Source organism: Pseudomonas sp. HD6515, from assembly GCF_024971855.1.
In the GTDB taxonomy this organism is placed as follows: domain Bacteria; phylum Pseudomonadota; class Gammaproteobacteria; order Pseudomonadales; family Pseudomonadaceae; genus Aquipseudomonas; species Aquipseudomonas alloputida.
Map to the genome: position 1 here is coordinate 4,571,268 of NZ_CP079827.1, position 20,404 is coordinate 4,591,671.

The window sequence follows — 20,404 nt, forward strand, 5'->3', positions numbered from 1 at the left end:
GGGCACGCCCGCTCCCACAGGGCCCGCGCCCGGCTTCAGCTGCTAATCAACCGCTCCCGCAGTTGCGCAATCTCGTCACGCAACTGCGCCGCAGCTTCGAACTCCAGGTCGCGGGCGAACTGCATCATTTTTTCTTCCAGCTGCTTGATGCGCTTGGTGATCTCGCCCGGCGTACGCAGTTCGGCCTCGTAACGGGCGCTCTCCTCCGCCGCCTTGGCCATGCCCTTGCGCTTCTTGCTGCGCGCACCAGGCACGGCGGCACCCTCCATGATGTCGGTGATGTCCTTGACCACGCCCTTGGGCACGATGCCGTTGGCTTCGTTGAAGGCGATCTGCTTCTCGCGGCGACGCTCGGTTTCGTCAATGGCCCGCTGCATCGAGCCTGTTACGTTATCGGCATACAGGATGGCCCGGCCATTGAGGTTACGTGCCGCGCGGCCAATGGTCTGGATCAGGGAGCGCTCGGAACGCAGAAAACCTTCCTTGTCCGCATCGAGGATGGCCACCAGCGACACCTCGGGCATGTCCAGGCCCTCGCGCAGCAGGTTGATGCCCACCAGCACGTCGAAGGTGCCCAGGCGCAGGTCACGGATAATCTCCACCCGCTCCACCGTGTCGATGTCCGAGTGCAGGTAGCGTACCCGCACATCATGGTCGGCCAGGTAATCGCTGAGGTCCTCGGCCATGCGCTTGGTCAACGTGGTCGCCAGCACACGTTCGCCTGCCGCGACACGCTTGCGGATCTCGGACAGCAGGTCGTCGACCTGGGTCAGCGCCGGGCGCACCTCTACCTGCGGGTCGACCAGCCCGGTCGGACGCACCACTTGCTCCACCACGCGCCCGGCATGCTCAGCCTCGTAGGGGCCCGGAGTGGCCGAAACAAAAATGGTCTGCGGGCTGACATCCTCCCACTCGTCGAAACGCATCGGCCGGTTGTCCAGCGCTGAAGGCATGCGGAAGCCGTACTCGACCAGGGTCTCCTTGCGTGAACGGTCGCCCTTGTACATGGCGCCGACCTGCGGAACGCTAACGTGGGATTCGTCGATCACCAGCAGCGCATCAGGCGGCAGGTAATCGTACAGGGTGGGCGGCGGTGCCCCGGCCGGGCGCCCGGACAGGTAGCGCGAGTAGTTTTCGATGCCGTTGCAGTAGCCCAGCTCGAGGATCATCTCCAGATCGAAGCGGGTACGTTGCTCCAGACGCTGCGCTTCGACCAGCTTGTTGGCCTTGTGCAGGTACTCCAGACGCTCCTTCAGTTCTTCCTTGATGCCCTCCACTGCTTCCAGCAGCGTTTCCCGCGGGGTGACGTAGTGGCTCTTGGGGTAGAAAGTGAAACGTGGCAGCTTGCGGAAAACCTCGCCGGTCAACGGATCGAAGGCGGCGATGTTCTCCACTTCATCATCGAACAGCTCGATGCGGATGGCTTCCAGGTCCGATTCGGCCGGGAAGATGTCGATCACGTCACCGCGTACCCGGAAGGTGGCGCGGGCAAAGTCCATTTCGTTGCGGGTGTACTGCAGGTCGGCCAACCGGCGCAGCAGCGCGCGCTGGTCGAGCTTGTCGCCACGGTCCACGTGCAGAACCATTTTCAGGTAGGTCTCGGGGCTGCCCAGACCGTAGATGCACGACACGGTGGTCACGATGATCGCGTCACGCCGCTCCAGCAGCGCCTTGGTCGCCGACAGGCGCATCTGCTCGATGTGGTCGTTGATCGAGGCGTCCTTCTCGATGAAGGTGTCTGACGAAGGTACGTAGGCTTCCGGCTGGTAGTAGTCGTAATAGGAAACGAAGTACTCCACCGCGTTGTTGGGGAAGAACGCCTTGAACTCCCCGTACAACTGCGCGGCCAGCGTCTTGTTGGGCGCCAGCACCAGCGTTGGGCGCTGCACCTGCTGGATGACGTTGGCAATGCTGAAGGTCTTGCCCGAACCGGTCACCCCGAGCAACGTCTGGTGCGACAGCCCCGCCTCGATGCCTTCGACCAACTGGCGGATAGCCTCGGGCTGGTCGCCGGCCGGCTGGAAACGTGTGACGAGCTGGAACTCGGACATGAAGGACCTCGCGGTGCAGCAGCTGTAAATTTAGCCAGTAGTCTATACCCAAATGCGCCCGTTCGGGGGCGCTTTCAAGGCACAGGTGTGGGCGGGCTCAACGGTGGACACGGCATTTAGACCAATGGTCGAAAAATATTTGCGCAAATAGCCCCAAAAGCTGCGCCAGAGTGTCGCGGTGACCGGTCGGTATCACTATACTGACTCCCCGTTTGTGCACCGCTTCAGTGCATTCGGCTGGAGCGTGTACGCCCTATCACACTCCAATCAGAGCCAAGGTAACAATGAGCCTGTTTTCCGCTGTCGAGCTGGCACCCCGCGACCCTATTCTGGGCCTCAACGAAGCATTCAACGCCGACCCACGTACCGACAAGGTCAACCTGGGCGTAGGCGTGTATTGCAATGAGGAGGGCCGCATTCCGCTGCTGCGCGCCGTGATCGAAGCCGAAACCCAGCGTGCCGCCCAGCACGCTTCGCGCGGCTACCTGCCGATCGACGGCATCGCCACCTACGACCAGGCTGTGCAGAAGCTGCTGTTCGGCGCCGAGTCGCCACTGCTGGCCGCCGGCCGCGTGGTCACCGTGCAGGCCGTCGGTGGTACCGGCGCACTGAAGATCGGTGCCGACTTCCTCAAGCGCCTCTCGCCCAACGCCGTGGTTGCCATCAGCGACCCTAGCTGGGAAAACCACCGTGCGCTGTTCGAATCAGCCGGCTTCCCGGTGCAGACCTACCGCTACTACGATGCGCCGACCAACGACGTCAACCGCGCCGGCATGCTCGAAGACCTCAACGCCCTGCCGTCCGGCTCGATCGTGGTGCTGCACGCCTGCTGCCACAACCCGACCGGTGTCGACCTGAACCTGGACGACTGGAAGAACGTCCTGGAAGTGGTCAAGGCCAAGGGCCACGTGCCGTTCCTCGACATGGCCTACCAGGGCTTTGGTGACGGTATCGCCGAAGACGCCTTCGCCGTGCGCCTGTTCGCCGAGTCGGGCCTGGAGTTCTTTGTTTCCAGCTCGTTCTCCAAATCGTTCTCGCTGTACGGCGAGCGCGTCGGCGCACTGTCGATCGTCACCGCCTCCAAGGACGAGAGCACCCGCGTGCTGTCGCAGGTCAAGCGCGTGATCCGCACCACCTACTCCAACCCGCCAACCCACGGCGCAACCATTGTTGCCACCGTGCTGAACAGCGCAGAACTGCGCCAGATGTGGGAAACCGAACTGGCCGAAATGCGCGAGCGCATCCACGGCATGCGCAAGCAGATGGTTTCGCTGCTGGCCGAATACGGTGCCAACCGCGACTTCAGCTTCGTTGGCCGCCAGGTTGGCATGTTCTCCTACTCGGGCCTGACCGTTGAACAGGTCGCCCGCCTGAAGAACGACTTCGGCATCTATGCCCTGGACACCGGCCGTATCGCGGTGGCCGCGCTGAACCAGAGCAACATCCACGTGGTGACCAAAGCGATCGTGGAAGTGCTGTAACTCATTGTTTTGCCTGGGGGTGGGTTGACTTCTCCCAGGCAATCAGTAAGATACGCGCAGATTCCGCGATAGCTCAGTCGGTAGAGCAAATGACTGTTAATCATTGGGTCCCTGGTTCGAGTCCAGGTCGCGGAGCCAGACATTGAAGAAGCCCCCGGATGCGCAAGCAACCGGGGACTTTTTCGTTGCGCTGGAATTATTGGCCAAGCACCTCGGTCACTGGCTTGCCCTCGTCCACCAGGCTCCAGACCAGCAAACTGGCCGGCTGGGTTTTGCTGGCGTTGCGTGAAACGCTGTGCACGGTGCCCGGCGCCTCGTACCAATAATCGCCGGCCTTGTAGGTCTTTTCCTGCTCGCTGTTGAGCTTCGATACCACCGCCCCTTCCAGGACGTAAGCCATGACTGCGCCCGGATGCTGATGTGCGGGTGATGCCTCGCCCGGGGCGTAGCTGACGGTGAGCATGACGGCGGTTTTGCCGGGGGCATTAGAGGGCTGCTGTTGTTGCAGGACCTTGACCTGGTCGGCGACATCACCGTGGGCCCAAGCGGGTGTTTGGGCGGCGAGCAGTGCGAAGAGGATGATGGCTAATGGATTCATGAGCTTTCCTGGAGGACAAGTGCCTGCAGGTTAGACCCTGATTGGCTGAAGACAAATGGCCAATCCGGGGGAAAAGCAGGGGGCCGATTTTCGCCTGTACCGGCCCTTTCGCGGGTAAACCCGCTCCTACGACGGCCTGTGCCGCCCTCGATGCGTGCGTAGGAGCGGGTTTACCCGCGAATACGGTGGCGGCGGCGACGGTGAACGACGGGTGGACATTGGCTGGCAGGCCCGGCCCATTCGCGGGTGAACCCGCTCCTACGACGGCCTGTGCCGCCCTCGATGCGTGCGTAGGAGCGGGTTTATCCGCGAATACGGTGGCGGCGGCGACGGTGAACGGCGGGTGGAAATTGGCTGGCAGGCCCGGCCCATTCGCGGGTGAACCCGCTCCTACGACGAGCCTGCGCCCAATCACCGATGCGTGTGCAGGAGCGGGTTTACCCGCGAAGAGGCCGACATCGTCAACATAGGCCTCAGCCGCGCCCGATCGGGTAAAACGCCCCCCGACTCCACACCCCAAGCCACTCCTCCCCGTCGATCACATGCGGCACCGCCAGCTCCACCAGTTGGTAAAACACATTGCGATGTATCAGCGCCTCCAGGTTGCTGCGCATCAGCACATACGGTGATGGCTCCTGCGTCACCGGGTCGATCACTACCCGCAGGGGGTTATCCGGCCCCGCCTCGACCTGGTCCTCGACATTGCTGGTAAAGCGCAGCACCTGCTGTTCGCCTTCGCCCTGCACGTCCAGCAGCACGGCCACGAATGGCGCATCGTCGACACGAATGCCAACCTTCTCTACCGGGGTAATCAGGAAGTAGTCATCGCCGTCGCGGCGAATGATGGTAGAGAACAGCCGCACCATCGGCTTGCGCCCGATCGGCGTGCCCAGGTAGTACCAGGTGCCATCGCGGGCGATGCGCATGTCGATGTCACCACAGAAATCCGGGTTCCACAGGTGCACCGGCGGCAGCCCCTTGGCCTTGGGGATCTGCGCCAGAAGGTCATTGGCCTTGCCGGAGTCGCTCATCACGCTTGCCTCATTCACTCATGCCCAGGAGGCTACGAGCGTACTCGCGCATCGGCGCACCAAGCAAATCCTCCGGCGTGTTGTCGTGGAACGTCAACAAACCGCCACGGCTCTTGATGCGTGCGGTGTCGATCAGGTAGCGGGTACTGGTTTCGATCAGCATCATCTGCACCACGCCAGAGTCCCAGCCCAAGCGGTCGACGGCCTGCTCGTCATACCACTCGTCACCATTGCCGATGCGATCGTCGGTACGTGCGAAGCGCGTGTACAACACGTAGTCCGCACCCACCGAGCGCGCCTGGGCAATGGCCTCTTCGAGGCCCAGCGGGCCTTGGGCACGACGTACCATCGGGAAGTATTCGACGAAGCTCTTGAAGGCCTGCTCGGCCACTGCATTCTGCCGAGGCACCGGCCCCTCGCCCGGCGGCACGAATGCACCCTGGCCAATGAAAATGAACGAATCAGGCTGCAGGCGGATCGACAAGGTGCGACGGGTTTCGCTGTGGTCCAGCAGACCGGCATCGCTCATGTGATAGCGGACGCCTTCGCCCATATCGCTGACATTCATGCAGCCGCCCAGCGCCATCAGCGCCAGCAGCAAGACCAGGCTACGCATCTTTCCTCCAGTGGCCGGCGACGAAAAACCGGCGAATAGCCGGCGGATGCAGCTTTTGCGCCAGCTTCAGCCACCGATCACTTTCATGACTGTCACGCCACCGGAGAAGGCCACGTCCTGCTTGTCAGCCAAAGCCTTGACCAACAACCGCTGCAAGGCCGGCAGCGCCTGATGACGCGGTTTTTCCAGCAGGTCGCCGACGAAGTGCCGGTTACCTGACGACAGGCAGCCATGCAGCCAGCCCGTAGAAGACAGGCGCAGCCGCGAGCAGGTCCGGCAAAACGGCACGCTTTCGTTGGCAATGACGCCGAAGTGGCCCCTGCCAGGGATGTGGTAACGCATGGCTGTGGCGTCCAGCGGCGCATTCACCTGGGCGTAGGTATGCTGGCCGCCGATCAGCGCAAGCAGCTGGTCGAGGCCTACAAACTGTTGGAGGAAGGCGTTGCGATCGTGAGAGAGGTGACCCATGCGCATGAGCTCGATGAAGCGCAGCTCGAAGCCGCGCGCGAGGCAGTAATCCAGCAGCGGCAGTACCTGATCAAGGTTTTTCCCGCGCATCGGCACCATATTGACCTTGATTCGCATACCCACGGCGCGGGCCTGCTCCATTGCGTCCAGCACAGTGCCCAGGTCGCCGCCACGGGCAATCTGGCGGAAAGCCAGCGGGTCGAGGGTGTCGAGGGAAACGTTCAGCCGACGAATCCCCGCCGCCTGCAGTTGCGGCAACTTGCGCGCCAGCAACTGGCCGTTGGTGGTCAGCGAGACGTCGTCAAGGTCGAGTTTGGCCACGGCAGCCAGAAAGGCATCCAGGCGCGGGCTGACCAGTGGCTCACCGCCAGTAATCCGCAGACGCTCGATGCCGGCGGCTTCGATCAGATAGGCCACGCCGCGGGCCAGGGCATCCGCAGACAGCTCGTCCTGCGCCGCCACCAGCCGCTTGCCGTCGGGTACGCAGTAGGTGCAAGCGTAGTTGCAGGCAGCCGTCAGGCTGACGCGCAGGTTGCGAAAGCGCCTGCCTTGACGATCGACAATCATGAATGACTCCGGCATGGATGAAGGGGCCGGCAAAACCTGACTCATAAATCAGGTTTTTGCAAGCCCCATGAGCAATGCCGAATGTCCAGACGATAGCGAAACGCTTTGGGCTGCACTGCCGCGCAGAGAACGCACGACGCAGTGCTTATGGGAGCGGGCGTACCCGCGAAGAATCAAACGCGGTGCCTGGCACGGGCTGCGCCGGTGTTCGCGGGCGCGCCCGCCCCCATAGGGCCCGCGCAGTTTCGCGCAAGGCTCAGTTCGAGGGTTCCGGGTCGCGCTTGCGCTTGTTGCCCATACGCACGCCAATGTCCATCAGGAACTGGAAGAAGCCTTCCTGGTCCTCCAGCACATTGCTCCAGAACGGCGAGTGGTACAGCGCCACAGCGCCGTGCACCAGCGCCCAGGCAGCGCAGTAGTGGAAATACGGCGGCACGTCTTCGAGCTTGCCTTCGCTGATACGGCCCTTGATCAGCTGGGTCAGGCGGTCGAAGTTGGAGGCACGGATGCTGTGCAGCTGCTCGACCATTTCCGGCACCTGATTGCCCTTGACCACCTTTTCTTCAAGGCGGTCGAACAGCCGGTAGCGTTGCGGATCGCGCATGCGGAACTCGAAGTAGGCGCGCGACAGCGCTTCCTTGTCACGGTCGACGTCGGCCGAGTGCAACAGCTCGTTCAGGTCACGCTCGTAATCGAGCATCAGGCGCAGGTAGATCTCCGCCTTGGACTTGAAGTGCTTGTAGATCGTGCCTTTGCCGATGCCCACGGCGTCGGCGATCATCTCGACGGTGACGCTGTCTTCACCTTGCTCGAGAAACAGCTTGAGCGCGGTATCGAGGATTTCCTGTTCGCGACGGCGAAACTCACGGACCTTACGAGGTTCTTTCTGCATGGGAAGGACTGGATGACAATCGAAGCGGTTTATTATGCCTAACTTGCGGGAAATTGCACGGATCATCCACGCATGTCTGTGTTTCACGATGCATACAGCCATGCGCTGCGGGAGGAATGAAACGTTGGCGTATTCCAAATCTGTTTAAAAAACGTCCAATATGCACTGGCACTGCGCCAAACCTGACCAATACTTGAAGTGTTGGCGCGGCGCATCCCCCCCCAGTGGCGCGCCGATAAAGGTGCTCAGGGACCGCGTACCTTTGTTTTACTCCTAATGGTCTTAACCCGGATTCCTCCCCCAGAACCCGGGTTTTTTTTGTGGGGAGGGTGGTGTGACGGCTGCCAGGTGCGTGCCGCAAGATTCTCAGCGCCTGTGAGATCGAGCGCCGCCCGCGCGGCGCTTCGCGGGGAAACCCGCTCCTACGCTTGTTTCGGGCCAATTAGGCCCGTGGGATTTGCGCGCGAACGCCTTGGCGCACCCCTCGATATCGCGTCGTACAAACAAGGCGGTCGCGCGCGCCTGGCACAGAAGGGAGATCGGGCGCCGCCCGCGCGGCGCTTCGCGGGTAAACCCGCTCCTACGCTTGTTTCGGGCCAATTAGGCCTGTGGGATTTGCGCGCGAACGCCTTGGCGCACGCCTCGATATCGCGTCGTACAAACAAGGCGGTCGCGCGCGCCTGGCACAGGACGGACTGGCCCGAAACAAACGTAGGAGCGGGTTTACCCGCGAAGCGCCGCGCGGGCGGCGCTCGATCTCACAGGCGCTGCAAGGGTTGTGGCAGGCACCTTGTGCCCCTCACACAATCTTTAACCCCGGTAAATCAAGCCACTCGCGCCAACGGGAACAGCCGCTTGAAGTTGGCGGTAGTCTGCTCGGCCAACTGCTCATAACTGGCCCCACGCAACGAAGCCACATACTCCGCCACCTCCCGCACGTACTGCGGCAGGTTCGGCTTGCCCCGGTACGGAATTGGCGCCAGGTAGGGCGAATCGGTCTCCACCAGCAAGCGATCGACAGGCACCTGCCGCGCTACTTCCCGCAAGGCATCAGCATTGCGGAAGGTCACGATGCCCGACAGCGAAATGTAATAACCCAGGTCCAGCGCCGCCTTGGCCATGTCCCAGTCTTCGGTGAAGCAGTGCAGCACACCCGCTTGCGGCAGGCTCGCCTCACGCAGCAGCGCCAGGGTATCGGCGCGCGCTGCCCGGGTATGCACGATCACCGGCTTGCCGGTCTGCCTGGAGGCCTCAAGGTGCAGGCGGAACGAAGCCTGCTGCAGCTCTGCCGCCTCTGGCTCATAGTGGTAATCCAGCCCGGTTTCACCAATCGCCACCACATGCGGGTGGGCCAATTCGCGCAACAGCCACTCCAACGCCGGGGTTTCGCCAGGGGCCAGGTCCAGCGGGTGCACGCCCACCGAGCAGTCGACGTCAGCGTACTGCTCGCTCAGCGCCTTCACTGCACCCGCATTCTCGGCACTGACGCCAATGCACAGGAAATGCCCGACCCCACGCTCACGCGCCGCCTGCAGGGCAGCATCGAGGGAGCCCTGGTGGGCACTGAGGTCAAGACGGTCGAGGTGGCAATGGGAATCTACGAGCATGGGATAACGGCACACATGAAAAATGGGAAATCAGCGGGCACCCGGCAGTTGCAGCCAGTGAGCCAGCAGCGATTCAAGCAACAAGGCACGGTTGAGGTTGGCCTTGCCCAGCACCTTCTGGCGCTGCTCGAGGATCCAGGCCTGCACTTCCAGCACCTTGGCCTGGCGGCTCTTCTGCGCCAGGTATTGCACGACCTTGCGCATATCGGCCAAGCCTAACCCTTCCTCGTCCTGGGTCAACTGGTAGCGCAGGATCAGGTGCGACCAATCGCAGAACCAGTCGAACAGCAGCAACAACGGCACACCGCTCCAGGCATCGGCCAGCTGGCTGGGCGATTGCTGCTGCTTGAGCAGCTTCTTCACCCCATCGGCCACCAGCGCGCGTTGCTCGCGCACACCCTGCGCCTGCAGGCTGACCGCCATCAATGGCGAGCCCGCTGCCAGCGTCAGCAGCTCATCGCGCTCGACCTCGTCGCAGTCGGGTAACGCGCCAGCCAGCCATGCCTGGCTCTGGGCCAGGCTGGGCTGCGGGCAGGCCACCTGCTGGCAGCGGCTCTTGATCGTCGGCAACAGACGGCTGGGCTGGTGCGTCACCAGCAACAACACGGTGTCACCGGAAGGTTCTTCAAGGCTTTTGAGCAGGGCGTTTGAGGCGTTTACATTCATCGCCTCCACCGGCTCGATCAACACCACCTTGCGCCCGCCCAACTGCGCGGTCTGCACCACAAAGGCCACCAGCTCCCGTACCTGGTCGACCTTGATCGGCTTGTCAGCCTCCTCCGGCTCGAGGACGAAGTTGTCCGGGTGGCTGCCGGCCTTGAGCAACAGGCACGACTTACACGCCCCACAAGCGTCCAGGCCCTGCGGCTGCTGGCACAACAGGCGCGCCATCAGGCGCTCGGCCATGGCCCGCTTGCCAATACCCTGCGGCCCATGCAGCAGATAAGCGTGGGCGTGGCGGCTACGACCGGCCAGTTGCTGCCACAGCGCCTGCTGCCAAGGGTAGGCCTCAGCCACGGCAACGCTCCAGAATGCCTGGCAGCAGAGCGTCGATGTCACGCTGCACAGCCTCCAGGGATTGTGCCGCATCAAGCAGGCTGTAGCGCTGTGGCGCGCCTTGGGCGCGCTGCAGGTACGCCTGGCGCACTGCTTCGAAGAACGCCTGCCCTTCCTGCTCGAATCGGTCCAGGCGACCACGGGCGGCGGCGCGGGCAAGGCCCACTTCTACCGGCAGGTCGAAGACCAGGGTCAGGTCCGGGCGCAGGTCGCCCTGGACGAATTGCTCCAGAACAGCGATACGCTCGACCGACAAACCACGACCGCCGCCCTGATAGGCATAGGTGGCGTCCGTGAAACGGTCACACAGCACCACAGACCCGCGTGCCAGCGCCGGCCGGATGACCTGCGCCAGGTGCTGGGCGCGAGCGGCGAACACCAGCAGCAGCTCGGTGTCGGCCGCCATGCCTTCGTCGCTGGGCGTCAGCAACAGTTCACGCACCTTTTCCGCCAGCGGCGTACCGCCTGGCTCACGGGTCAGCACCACGTCCAGGCCGTGTTCGCGCAGGCGCGCGGCCAGGTAGTCGCGATTGGTGCTCTTGCCCGCGCCTTCGGGGCCTTCCAAAGTTATAAACAAGCCGCTCACAGGCAGTCCTTAATGTTGTTCGTCAGGCGTCGGCCGCTCGGCCGCTTGCGCACCGCCGGCAGGGGCATCCTGCGCGGGCGCTTGATCGGGGGCTGGCTGCGCAGCTGGCTCGTCCGCTGCTGGCGGCTCAGGGCGCTGCGCATCGTCGGCGCCCGACGCCTGTTCGGCATCATCGGCCCCTGGCTTGGCCTCTTGCTGCGGCGCGGGGCTGGAGCGGTAGTCCGACCGGCGCTTGAGCTGGAACTCGCGCACTGCCGAATTGTGGTCGTCGAGGTCGTCGGAAAACACATGGCTGCCATCGCCGCGGGCGACGAAGTAAAGGCTGGTGCCATTGGACGGGTTCAGCGCCGCGTGAATCGCCTCGCGGCCGACCATGGCGATCGGGGTCGGTGGCAGCCCAGTCATGGTGTAAGTGTTGTAGGGCGTTGGCTCGCGCAGGTCGGCGCGGGTGATCTTGCCGTTATAGCGTTCACCCATGCCATAGATAACCGTCGGGTCCGTCTGCAGCATCATACCCAGGCGCATGCGCCGCACGAACACGCCGGCGATCTGCCCGCGCTCCTGCGGAATGCCGGTTTCCTTTTCGACCAGGGAGGCCATGATCAGCGCCTGGTAAGGGTCACGATACGGCAGGTCGGTGGAGCGCTCGGCCCACTCCTTGGCCAGCACTTCGTCCAGACGCATGTAGGCCTGCTGCAGCAACTCGACATCGGTCATACCCCGCACGAAGCGGTAAGTGTCGGGGAAGAAGCGGCCTTCGGGGAATACACCGGTATGGCCGAGCTTGTCCATGACCTCGGCATCCGACAAGCCGTCCAGGGTATGCTTGATCTTTTCATGCTTGGCCACGGCCGCACGCACCTGACGGAAGGTCCAGCCTTCGACCAGGGTGAGGTTGTACTGCACCACGTCGGCACGACGCCAGGCGTCGAACAACTGCTCGACGGTCATCCCAGGGGTAAGACGGTACTCGCCAGTGTGCAGCGGGGTGCCGGCCATGTTGAAGCGCCAGTACAAACGCAACCAGACAGCATCGTCAAGCAACCCATCTCTTTGCATGCTGTAGAACATGCGGTTGGGGTTAGTGCCATTGGGCACATCCAGCAGGCGCTCCTGCGTGACGTGCAGGGGCTGCTCCAGGACCGAGTTGACCTTCCAGGCCGACCAGCCAAACGCCAGGCCGGCAAGGATCAAGCCCATTTCCAGCAACAGCAGGAATTTACGTCTCACGAATTCAGGTTTCCAGTAACGTACGGGCAACGGCCTGCAGTTTACGAGTGAGCGGGCCCGGCGACCAGTTTAGCGCGGCTACGCCACACACGGGCCAAATGCCGTAAACGCTATTGCAAACAAATACTTCATCCGCTTGCTCAAGCGCCTCGAACGACAGGTCGCAGACATGTGCCGCAATACCCAGCAGCGGGGCCTGTTCCAGCAGTGCGGCACGCATCACGCCCGCCACGCCACAACGGCTAAGGTCGGCGGTAAGCAACACGCCATCGCGCACCAGAAACAGATTGCTGTATACCCCTTCGATCACCCTGCCCTGCGCGTCACGCATCAGGCCTTCGGCATGGTCGCTGTCCTGCCATTCGGCACGGGCCAGCACCTGCTCCAGGCGGTTAAGGTGTTTGAGGCCGGCCAGCAGTGGTTGTTCCCCAAGCCGGGTCTGGCAAGGGAACAAACGCACGCCATGCTCAGCATGCTCGACAGGATAGCGGGGTAATGGGCTGCCTTGCAGGATACGCCGCGGCGCTGCATCGACAGCTGGCGCATAGCCACGCTGGCTATCGCCACGGGTAAGGATAAGTTTGACGACACCCTCACCCAGCTGGCTGGCGTAACGCAGCAGCTCGTCGCGCACCAGCGCCAGGTCGGTGTTGATCGCCAAGCGCTGGCAGCCCAGTGCCAGGCGTGCAAGGTGGCCGTCCAGCAAGCTGGGCTGGGCACCTCGCACGGCGATGGTTTCGAACAGGCCATCGCCGTAGGCCAGGCCGCGGTTCTGCAGGTTGAGTGCAGTCGCCGGCTGGCCGTCGATCCAGCTGTGCATCAGTCGGCAAACCGGCGGAATACCAGCGAGCCGTTGGTGCCGCCAAAGCCGAACGAGTTGGACAGCACCACGTCGATCGGCATGCTGCGCGCCTGGTGGGGAACGAAGTCGAGGTCACACCCTTCGTCCGGCTCGTCCAGGTTGATGGTCGGTGGGGCCATCTGGCTATTGATTGCCAGCACGCTGAAGATCGCTTCCACCGCGCCTGCGGCGCCCAGCAGGTGGCCCGTCATCGACTTGGTCGAGCTGACCGCCAGCTTGTAGGCATGCTCGCCGAACACGCGCTTGATCGCCGCCACTTCGGCCACATCGCCCGCTGGGGTAGAAGTGCCGTGGGCGTTGATGTAGCTGACGTCTTCCGGCTGGATACCGGCATCGCGCAAGGCGTTGGCCATGCAGCGGGCAGCGCCTTCGCCAGAGTCGGGCGGCGACGTCATGTGGTAGGCGTCGCCGCTCATGCCAAAGCCAACCAGTTCGGCGTAGATAGTCGCCCCGCGGGCCTTGGCGTGCTCCAGCTCCTCGAGCACCAGGGCCCCAGCACCGTCGGACAACACAAACCCGTCACGCCCCTTGTCCCACGGCCGGCTGGCCCGGCTGGGTTCATCGTTGCGGGTAGACAGCGCGCGCGAAGCGCCAAAACCGCCCATGCCCAGACCACAAGCCGCCATTTCGGCGCCACCGGCGATCATCACATCAGCTTCACCGTAGGCGATATTGCGCGCGGCCATGCCGATGCAATGGGTGCCGGTGGTGCACGCAGTGGCGATGGCATAGTTCGGCCCTTGCAGGCCCAGGTGGATCGACAGGAAACCGGAGATCATGTTGATGATCGAGCCCGGCACGAAGAACGGCGAAATGCGGCGCGGCCCTGAATCGTGCAGGGTGCGGCTGGTTTCTTCGATGTTGGTCAGACCACCGATACCCGAGCCCATGGCCACGCCAATACGCTCGCGGTTGGCATCGGTGACCTCCAGGCCGGCATTACGCACAGCCTGGAAACCAGCCGCCAGGCCGTACTGGATGAACAGGTCGAGCTTGCGGGCCTCTTTGGCCGACAGGTACTGCTCAACCTCGAAGCCTTTCACCGAGCCGCCAAAACGGGTGGAGTAGGCAGACAGGTCCGTGTGTTCGATCGGACCAATGCCACTGCGGCCAGCCAGAATGCCCTGCCAGGTGCTCGGTACATCGGTACCCAGTGGCGACAGCATACCCATACCGGTGACCACGACGCGTCTACGCGACACAGTACTCTCCTTTTCTAATAACAGAGTCTCTTGCCATTGCATTCAAGCGCTGGAATGAAATGGCAACAAGCTCTTGGTGCGCGGTGAACGAAGCCACCTGAAAAATGCGAGGCGCTCGCAAAGAAAAAACCGCACGCCAGCGAAGGCAGTGCGGTTTTCCCCGACAAGAAACGTCGACTGTAGCGTCTTAGGCCTGGTGGGCTTTGACGTAGTCGATGGCAGCTTGAACGGTAGTGATCTTCTCGGCTTCTTCGTCAGGGATTTCGGTCTCGAATTCCTCTTCCAGAGCCATCACCAGTTCAACGGTGTCAAGCGAATCGGCACCCAGGTCATCGACGAAGGACTTAGTCTCAGTCACTTCTTCTTCCTTGACGCCCAGTTGCTCGGCGACGATTTTCTTGACGCGTTCTTCGATGGTGCTCATACCTAGTTTTCACTCCTAATGGATATATGTCAGGCAGCTGGCCGGTGGCTAATTTTATAGAAAGACGTTCGCTTTTCAAGCTAAACGCACCTTCAGGCTAGTCACCACACCCGCTGCCTGGAATCTGGTTGCAGCTTTATAACGGATTTTAGGCTCGCAGTATGACTCTTTTTTTACGAAACCCGTCACATTGAGTTGCAGTATTACATGTACATCCCGCCGTTGACCGGCACGGTAGCGCCGGTCACGTAGGCGGCGCCGTCGGACGCCAGGAACGAAACCACCTTGGCAATTTCGTCAGCCTGGCCCAGGCGGCCCAGCGGAATCTGGGTCTGCAGGGCTTCGCGCTGAGCTTCTGGCAGCTCGCGGGTCATGTCGGTATCGATGAAGCCTGGGGTCACCGAGTTGACGGTGATACCACGCGAACCCACTTCACGCGCCAGGGCGCGGCTGAAACCTTCCAGACCGGCCTTGGCAGCCGCGTAGTTGGCCTGACCTGCGTTACCCATGGCACCAACGACCGAGCCGATGCTGATGATACGACCCCAACGTGCCTTGGTCATGCCACGCAGCACGCCCTTGGACAGACGGTAGAGGCTGTTGAGGTTGGTGTCGATGACATCGAACCACTCGTCGTCTTTCATGCGCAGCATCAGGTTGTCGCGGGTGATACCGGCGTTGTTGACGAGGATGGCCGGCGCACCGAACTGCTCGCCAATGGCGGCCAGCACGGCTTCAACCGATTCGGCGCTGGTCACGTTCAGCTCCATGCCGGTGCCGGTGATGCCGTGTTCTTTCAGGGTGGCAGCGATGCGCTCGGCGCCGGACGCCGACGTGGCGGTACCGATCACGGTCGCGCCCTGGCGGCCCAGCTCGAGGGCGATGGCCTGGCCAATGCCACGGCTGGCGCCGGTAACCAGTGCAACTTTACCTTGCAGGCTCATGCAAGCTTCTCCAAATCAGGCCAGTGCCGCGCGAGTGGCAGCAACGGCGTCAGGGGTGTTGAGGTTGTAGGTGGTCACGCCGTCGGCGCAACGCTTGTTAAGGCCAGCCAGGACCTTGCCCGGGCCACACTCGACCAGGTTGACCGCACCGTTGGCGGCCAGGGTCTGCACGCACTCGACCCAGCGCACCGGCTGGTACAGCTGTGCCAGCAGGTCGTGCTTGAGGGCATCGAGGTCGGCGCCGACGGCGGCAGTGACGTTCTGTACCACCGGAATCTGCGGGGCCTTCCATTCGATGGCATTGACCGAATCGGCAAAGCGCTCGGCGGCGGGCTTCATCAGGGCGCAGTGCGACGGGACGCTCACCGCCAGTGGCAGGGCGCGCTTGGCACCTTTGGCCTTGCACAGCTCCATGGCGCGGTCTACCGCCGCCTTGTTGCCGGCGATGACCACCTGACCAGGCGAGTTGAAGTTCACGGCGCTGACCACTTCATCCTCAGCGGCTTCGGCGCAGATTTCCACGACCACAGCGTCGTCCAGGCCGAGAATGGCAGCCATGGCGCCGTGACCGGCCGGTACGGCTTCCTGCATCAGCTGACCGCGGCGCTCGACCAGGCGAACGGCATCTTTCAGGCTGATGCTGCCGGCGGCGACCAGGGCGCTGTATTCGCCCAGGCTGTGACCGGAAACGAAGGCCGGCTTGGCACCGCCCTCTTCCAGCCACAGGCGCCACAGTGCGATGGACGCAGTAAGGATCGCCGGCTGGGTCTTGTCGGTCTGGTTAAGTTGCTCTTCCGGGCCGTCCTGGACCAGCTTCCACAGGTCGTAGCCGAGCGCTTCGGACGCTTCCTTGAAGGTTTCGATGATCACTGGCTTCTCGGCGCCGAGCTCGGCGAGCATGCCCAGCGACTGGGAACCTTGACCGGGAAAGACGAATGCGAGGGATGCAGACATTGAACAAGCCCTTATGATCTTGTCGTCGGATAGTGTGCGCCAGGCCCGAGGCCAGGCGCGGAATCTGAAAACTTGGATGGAAACACAGACCAAGCGGTCACATTTAAGCACTTCATCGGCGAAATGCCTAAGGCAACAGGTCTTCAAGGCGGCCATGCAGCCGCTGCGGCAGGTTTTCCTGAATTTCGATCAGCGCCCGCTGGATGGCACTCTGAAACCCCTGCACGCCCGCCGAGCCATGACTCTTGATGACGATACCCTGTAGCCCCAGAAAGCTCGCCCCATTATGCCGCGCCGGCGCCAGGTCGGCCTGCAGACGCTTGAGCAGCGGCATGGCAACGGCCCCGGCAACGCGGGCAAAAGCACCGCCCTTGAACAGTTTTTCGATGCGCGCACCGATCATCGTCGCCAGGCCCTCGCTGGACTTGAGCAGTATGTTGCCGACAAAACCGTCGCACACCACCACGTCTGCCTCACCCCGGTACAGGCCATCCCCTTCGACGAAACCGACATAGTTGAGCCCACGGGCGCCCTGCAACAACGTGGCAGCCAGCTTGACCTGCTGGTTACCCTTGATGTCCTCGGTACCGATGTTCAACAGCGCCACGCGTGGCCGATGCACACCCAGGGCCTGAGCGGCCACCGAGCCCATTACCGCGAACTGGTAGAGGTTTTCGGCGCTGCAGTCGACATTGGCGCCCAGATCGAGCAATTGACAGTAACCCGTCTGGGTCGGGATCGCCGCCACCATGGCCGGCCGGTCGATACCCGGCAGGGTCTTGAGCACGAAGCGCGACAACGCCATCAGCGCCCCGGTATTGCCGGCACTGACACAGGCCTGGGCTTTTCCGTCGCGCACCAGTTCGAGGGCGATGCGCATCGACGAATCCGGCTTGCCGCGCAACGCCTGGGATGGCCGCTCGTCCATGCCGACTACCTCACTGGCGGCCACAATCTGCAGGCGCGCGCGATCCGCAGCTGGCAAGCCACTGATGAGATCTTCAAGGAGGGAGGGTTGACCGACGAGGGTCAGGTGGAGCGAGGGGGTAGCCGAAAGGCAGGCAATGCTAGCCTGGACAATGCTGCGGGGACCGAAGTCCCCGCCCATTGCGTCGATCGCGATGACCTGAGCGGACAAGGATTACTCGTCAGCGCCCTTGTCGACCACTTTACGACCACGGTAAACGCCTTCTGGCGAAACGTGGTGACGCAGGTGAACTTCACCGGTGGTTTTCTCTACCGACAGCGCGTTTTCCGACAGAGCGTCGTGCGAACGGCGCATGTCACGGGCAGAGCGGGATTTTTTGTTCTGCTGAACAGCCATAATTGATTAACTCCTAAACGTTTGGGTCACGCTTTAACTGCGCCAAAACACTGAACGGGTTGGACCGCGATACCTCGTCCTTGCTCGATTCGGGCTCGTCTGCGCCCGCCGGCTGCTGGCATTCTTCCGGATGATGAGCAGGCACGATTGGCAAGGCGAGCAAAAGCTCCTCCTCGACCAATGCCTGCAGATCCAAAGGATCTTCGCCCAGTTCCAGCACGTCATAGCCTTTCGGCAACGACTGGGTATTCGCACCCTCCTTCACCACGGCGTATGTACATTCGCTGTGGACCGGTAGGGTGACCAGCTCAAGACAACGCTGGCAAACCATCTTGACTTCGACGTCCAGCTCGCTGTGGATTACCACCACGTGCTGTTCATCTCGTTCAAAATCGAACTTCGCCTGCACCGTACCGACATTGTCGGAAAGCGGGTCGCAGAGTCTTTCCAAATCAGCGAGTTGCAGCGAACCGTTAAGGGTTACGCCACGATCGGCTAATTTGCGCGGGTCAACGTGAGGTGGAATCGGGTCATTCAACATAGGCGCAGCATTCTAGGGATGCCCCCCGCCCCTGTCAAAGGAAATTAGGCGGCATCGTGCGTGATAGAATTGGTTCAACCGAACCCGGAGTCTACCATGCTTCCTTTGTTACTGGCTTCCAGCTCTGCCTATCGCCGCGAACTGCTCGCTCGCCTGCACCTGCCCTTCACCTGGGCAAGCCCCGATATAGACGAGCAGCGCCGGCAAGACGAGCCAGCCGTTGAGCTGGTACGCCGCCTTGCCAGGCAAAAAGCCGAGGCCTTGGCGGACAGCCATCCCAGGCACCTGATTATCGGGTCGGACCAGGTAGCTGTGCTGGGCGAACAGGTGCTGGGTAAGCCGCACACCTTCGAGCGGGCTTGCGAGCAACTGCTCGAGTGTAGCGGGCAGCAGGTGAGCTTTCTGACTGGACTGGCACTGCTGAACAGCGCCACCGGGCAATGCCAGGTGGATTGCGTGCCGTTTACCGTCACGATGCGCGAATTGAGCCGCGAGCGCGTGGAGCGCTACGTCGCGACGGAACAGCCGCTGGATTGCGCAGGGAGCTTCAAGGCGGAGGGGTTGGGGGTGAGCCTGTTCCAGAGCACCCATGGGTGCGATGCAACCAGCCTGATCGGGCTGCCACTGATTCGGCTGGTGGATATGCTGACCAAGGAAGGGGTGGTGGTTCCGTAGCCTGGCTGGAGATTTTGGCGCCCGACGGATCGAGCGCCGCCCGGGAGGGTGAACGATCGGGGATATTGGCCGGCAGGTCCGGCCTATTCGCGGGTAAACCCGCTCCTACAACGGGCGTGGCGACACCAGCTCATGCTCGCGAATGCGATGGTGCTGCGACGGTGAAAGGCCAGGGTATTGGACGGCAGGTCCGGCCTATTCGCGGGTAAACCCGCCCCTACAACGCACCGCTGGGCACCCCGATCGATGAGCGCGCCGCGCGGGCGGCGCTCGATCTGCCAGACACCACAAGAACTGCGACAAACTCAACGCAACTGCGGCCCCTGGAACCCCATCCACATCGCCAGGTGCTCAGCCACGCTGGCACCCACGCGCTTGGAGAAGCGATCGAAAGGCGACTCCTGAACGGTGAAGTCCACCAACTCCTTCTCCCCCACGATCTCACGCGCCACATAGCTGGCACTGCCCAAGCCATCCACCAGCCCCAGCGCCTTGGCCTGCTCACCCGACCAGATAAGGCCACTGAACAACTCCGGATGCTCCTTGTCCTTCAGGCGCTCACCCCGCCCCTGCTTGACCATGGCGATGAACTGCTGGTGCGTGGTGTCCAGCACGCCCTGCCAGAACCGGGTCTCTTCTGGTTTTTCCGGCGAAAACGGATCAAGGAACGCCTTGTGCTCACCCGATGTATAGGCACGCCGCTCGACCCCAAGCTTCTCCATGGTACCAACAAAGCCATAACCCGCCGCCGTCACCCCAATGGAACCCACCAGACTGGCCTTGTCGGCATAGATCTCGTCCGCCGCACTGGCGATATAATAGGCACCGGAAGCCCCAAGGTCGGCGATCACCGCATACAGCTTGATGGCGGGATATTCGGCACGCAGGCGACGGATTTCGTCATACACGTAACCCGCCTGCACCGGGCTGCCACCCGGGCTGTTGATGCGCATCACCACAGCCTTGGTCTTGTCGTCCTTGAACGCCTCTCGCAGGCTCTTGACGATGTTATCGGCGCTGGCAGCCTCCTGATCGGCAATCACCCCCCGCACCTCGACCAACGCGGTATGACTGGCACTGCGCGAAGCGGCCTTGTCCATGTCCATCAGCGGCGAGAACAACGCCAGAATGCCGAACAGGTAGACGAAGGTCAGCAGCTTGAAGAAGATCCCCCAGCGCCGCGACCGTCGCTGCTCCTGCACGCTCGCCAGCAAGGTCTTTTCCAGGAGCTTCCAGCTGTTGCGCTCTTCGCGCTCCCCGGGCTCGGGCTCAGGGGCTTTCCATTCGTCTGCCAT

21 protein-coding genes and 1 tRNA gene are annotated in these 20,404 nt (G+C 62.5%); 3 read left to right on the forward strand and 19 right to left on the reverse strand.

All coding sequences use genetic code 11. The annotated features are described in order from the left end of the window. Nucleotides 1–35: 35 nt before the first annotated feature. Nucleotides 36–2,051: an excinuclease ABC subunit UvrB gene (gene uvrB, locus KW568_RS21205; RefSeq protein WP_003247179.1), complete on the reverse strand. Its 2,016-nt coding sequence runs from the start codon at nucleotides 2,049–2,051 to the stop codon at nucleotides 36–38. Nucleotides 2,052–2,335: 284 nt separating this feature from the next. Between uvrB and KW568_RS21210 the strand changes: the two genes are divergently transcribed. Further along, the gene (locus KW568_RS21210) at nucleotides 2,336–3,532 is read left to right on the forward strand and encodes an amino acid aminotransferase (protein ID WP_003247178.1); all 1,197 of its coding nucleotides are present in this window, start codon (nucleotides 2,336–2,338) and stop codon (nucleotides 3,530–3,532) included. A gap of 62 nt (nucleotides 3,533–3,594) precedes the next feature. After that, nucleotides 3,595–3,670: transfer RNA gene (locus KW568_RS21215), tRNA-Asn, on the forward strand. Nucleotides 3,671–3,728: 58 nt separating this feature from the next. Here the strand turns inward: KW568_RS21215 and KW568_RS21220 are convergent. From KW568_RS21220 to KW568_RS21300, 17 genes are all read right to left on the reverse strand, one after another. After that, the gene (locus KW568_RS21220; RefSeq protein ID WP_003247176.1) at nucleotides 3,729–4,130 is read right to left on the reverse strand and encodes a cupin domain-containing protein; all 402 of its coding nucleotides are present in this window, start codon (nucleotides 4,128–4,130) and stop codon (nucleotides 3,729–3,731) included. Between the two features lie 473 nt (nucleotides 4,131–4,603). Continuing rightward, nucleotides 4,604–5,161, reverse strand: coding sequence for a DUF1285 domain-containing protein (locus KW568_RS21225; RefSeq protein ID WP_003247173.1), 558 nt, complete (start codon nucleotides 5,159–5,161; stop codon nucleotides 4,604–4,606). A 10-nt stretch (nucleotides 5,162–5,171) separates the two neighbouring features. Next, nucleotides 5,172–5,777 (reverse strand): DUF4823 domain-containing protein, encoded by a 606-nt coding sequence (locus KW568_RS21230; protein WP_004577221.1) that lies wholly within the window; start codon nucleotides 5,775–5,777, stop codon nucleotides 5,172–5,174. Nucleotides 5,778–5,843: 66 nt separating this feature from the next. Then, complete coding sequence (locus KW568_RS21235; RefSeq protein ID WP_003247171.1) at nucleotides 5,844–6,812, reverse strand: GTP 3',8-cyclase MoaA; 969 nt, start codon at nucleotides 6,810–6,812, stop codon at nucleotides 5,844–5,846. 256 nt (nucleotides 6,813–7,068) lie between these two features. Next, nucleotides 7,069–7,704: a TetR/AcrR family transcriptional regulator gene (locus tag KW568_RS21240; protein ID WP_003247170.1), complete on the reverse strand. Its 636-nt coding sequence runs from the start codon at nucleotides 7,702–7,704 to the stop codon at nucleotides 7,069–7,071. An 824-nt stretch (nucleotides 7,705–8,528) separates the two neighbouring features. Next, nucleotides 8,529–9,311 carry a TatD family hydrolase gene (locus tag KW568_RS21245; RefSeq protein ID WP_004576627.1) on the reverse strand — a complete coding sequence of 261 codons (783 nt, stop codon included), beginning with the start codon at nucleotides 9,309–9,311 and terminating at the stop codon, nucleotides 8,529–8,531. Nucleotides 9,312–9,341: 30 nt separating this feature from the next. Further along, nucleotides 9,342–10,328, reverse strand: a complete 987-nt coding sequence (locus tag KW568_RS21250; protein WP_003247167.1) for a DNA polymerase III subunit delta' — start codon at nucleotides 10,326–10,328, stop codon at nucleotides 9,342–9,344. After that, nucleotides 10,321–10,953 carry a dTMP kinase gene (tmk, locus tag KW568_RS21255; protein ID WP_003247165.1) on the reverse strand — a complete coding sequence of 211 codons (633 nt, stop codon included), beginning with the start codon at nucleotides 10,951–10,953 and terminating at the stop codon, nucleotides 10,321–10,323. Before tmk ends, KW568_RS21250 begins: the two co-directional genes overlap by 8 nt. 9 nt (nucleotides 10,954–10,962) lie before the next feature. After that, nucleotides 10,963–12,183, reverse strand: a complete 1,221-nt coding sequence (gene mltG / locus KW568_RS21260) for an endolytic transglycosylase MltG (RefSeq protein WP_003247164.1) — start codon at nucleotides 12,181–12,183, stop codon at nucleotides 10,963–10,965. Between the two features lie 4 nt (nucleotides 12,184–12,187). Next, on the reverse strand, nucleotides 12,188–13,003 hold the full coding sequence (gene pabC, locus KW568_RS21265) for an aminodeoxychorismate lyase (RefSeq protein WP_003247163.1): 816 nt from the start codon (nucleotides 13,001–13,003) through the stop codon (nucleotides 12,188–12,190). Then, nucleotides 13,003–14,247, reverse strand: a complete 1,245-nt coding sequence (gene fabF, locus KW568_RS21270; RefSeq protein ID WP_003247162.1) for a beta-ketoacyl-ACP synthase II — start codon at nucleotides 14,245–14,247, stop codon at nucleotides 13,003–13,005. Before fabF ends, pabC begins: the two co-directional genes overlap by 1 nt. Nucleotides 14,248–14,434: 187 nt before the next feature. Further along, a complete protein-coding gene (gene acpP, locus KW568_RS21275; RefSeq protein ID WP_003247161.1) occupies nucleotides 14,435–14,671 on the reverse strand; it encodes an acyl carrier protein in 237 nt (78 codons plus the stop codon). 203 nt (nucleotides 14,672–14,874) lie between these two features. Further along, nucleotides 14,875–15,615, reverse strand: a complete 741-nt coding sequence (gene fabG / locus KW568_RS21280; protein ID WP_003247160.1) for a 3-oxoacyl-ACP reductase FabG — start codon at nucleotides 15,613–15,615, stop codon at nucleotides 14,875–14,877. 15 nt (nucleotides 15,616–15,630) lie between these two features. After that, on the reverse strand, nucleotides 15,631–16,569 hold the full coding sequence (gene fabD, locus KW568_RS21285) for an ACP S-malonyltransferase (protein ID WP_080634976.1): 939 nt from the start codon (nucleotides 16,567–16,569) through the stop codon (nucleotides 15,631–15,633). Between the two features lie 127 nt (nucleotides 16,570–16,696). Further along, nucleotides 16,697–17,707 carry a phosphate acyltransferase PlsX gene (plsX, locus tag KW568_RS21290; protein ID WP_080634975.1) on the reverse strand — a complete coding sequence of 337 codons (1,011 nt, stop codon included), beginning with the start codon at nucleotides 17,705–17,707 and terminating at the stop codon, nucleotides 16,697–16,699. A gap of 3 nt (nucleotides 17,708–17,710) precedes the next feature. Further along, complete coding sequence (gene rpmF / locus KW568_RS21295; protein ID WP_003247154.1) at nucleotides 17,711–17,893, reverse strand: 50S ribosomal protein L32; 183 nt, start codon at nucleotides 17,891–17,893, stop codon at nucleotides 17,711–17,713. Nucleotides 17,894–17,906: 13 nt separating this feature from the next. Next, the gene (locus tag KW568_RS21300; RefSeq protein WP_003247153.1) at nucleotides 17,907–18,434 is read right to left on the reverse strand and encodes a YceD family protein; all 528 of its coding nucleotides are present in this window, start codon (nucleotides 18,432–18,434) and stop codon (nucleotides 17,907–17,909) included. Between the two features lie 96 nt (nucleotides 18,435–18,530). Here KW568_RS21300 and KW568_RS21305 point away from each other — a divergent pair, with 96 nt between their 5' ends. Next, on the forward strand, nucleotides 18,531–19,109 hold the full coding sequence (locus KW568_RS21305) for a nucleoside triphosphate pyrophosphatase (protein WP_004576625.1): 579 nt from the start codon (nucleotides 18,531–18,533) through the stop codon (nucleotides 19,107–19,109). Between the two features lie 305 nt (nucleotides 19,110–19,414). Here KW568_RS21305 and KW568_RS21310 read toward each other — a convergent pair whose 3' ends face one another. Next, nucleotides 19,415–20,404, reverse strand: a complete 990-nt coding sequence (locus KW568_RS21310; RefSeq protein WP_004576624.1) for a S49 family peptidase — start codon at nucleotides 20,402–20,404, stop codon at nucleotides 19,415–19,417.

Bases quoted from the DNA above. Each gene is read 5' to 3' on its own strand.
- uvrB (WP_003247179.1), bottom strand. From the start codon at position 2,051: ATGTCCGAGTTCCAGCTCGTCACACGTTTCCAGCCGGCCGGCGACCAG.
- KW568_RS21210 (WP_003247178.1), top strand. From the start codon at position 2,336: ATGAGCCTGTTTTCCGCTGTCGAGCTGGCACCCCGCGACCCTATTCTG.
- KW568_RS21220 (WP_003247176.1), bottom strand. From the start codon at position 4,130: ATGAATCCATTAGCCATCATCCTCTTCGCACTGCTCGCCGCCCAAACA.
- KW568_RS21225 (WP_003247173.1), bottom strand. From the start codon at position 5,161: ATGAGCGACTCCGGCAAGGCCAATGACCTTCTGGCGCAGATCCCCAAG.
- KW568_RS21230 (WP_004577221.1), bottom strand. From the start codon at position 5,777: ATGCGTAGCCTGGTCTTGCTGCTGGCGCTGATGGCGCTGGGCGGCTGC.
- KW568_RS21235 (WP_003247171.1), bottom strand. From the start codon at position 6,812: ATGATTGTCGATCGTCAAGGCAGGCGCTTTCGCAACCTGCGCGTCAGC.
- KW568_RS21240 (WP_003247170.1), bottom strand. From the start codon at position 7,704: ATGCAGAAAGAACCTCGTAAGGTCCGTGAGTTTCGCCGTCGCGAACAG.
- KW568_RS21245 (WP_004576627.1), bottom strand. From the start codon at position 9,311: ATGCTCGTAGATTCCCATTGCCACCTCGACCGTCTTGACCTCAGTGCC.
- pabC (WP_003247163.1), bottom strand. From the start codon at position 13,003: ATGCACAGCTGGATCGACGGCCAGCCGGCGACTGCACTCAACCTGCAG.
- acpP (WP_003247161.1), bottom strand. From the start codon at position 14,671: ATGAGCACCATCGAAGAACGCGTCAAGAAAATCGTCGCCGAGCAACTG.
- fabG (WP_003247160.1), bottom strand. From the start codon at position 15,615: ATGAGCCTGCAAGGTAAAGTTGCACTGGTTACCGGCGCCAGCCGTGGC.
- fabD (WP_080634976.1), bottom strand. From the start codon at position 16,569: ATGTCTGCATCCCTCGCATTCGTCTTTCCCGGTCAAGGTTCCCAGTCG.
- rpmF (WP_003247154.1), bottom strand. From the start codon at position 17,893: ATGGCTGTTCAGCAGAACAAAAAATCCCGCTCTGCCCGTGACATGCGC.
- KW568_RS21300 (WP_003247153.1), bottom strand. From the start codon at position 18,434: ATGTTGAATGACCCGATTCCACCTCACGTTGACCCGCGCAAATTAGCC.
- KW568_RS21305 (WP_004576625.1), top strand. From the start codon at position 18,531: ATGCTTCCTTTGTTACTGGCTTCCAGCTCTGCCTATCGCCGCGAACTG.
- KW568_RS21310 (WP_004576624.1), bottom strand. From the start codon at position 20,404: ATGGCAGACGAATGGAAAGCCCCTGAGCCCGAGCCCGGGGAGCGCGAA.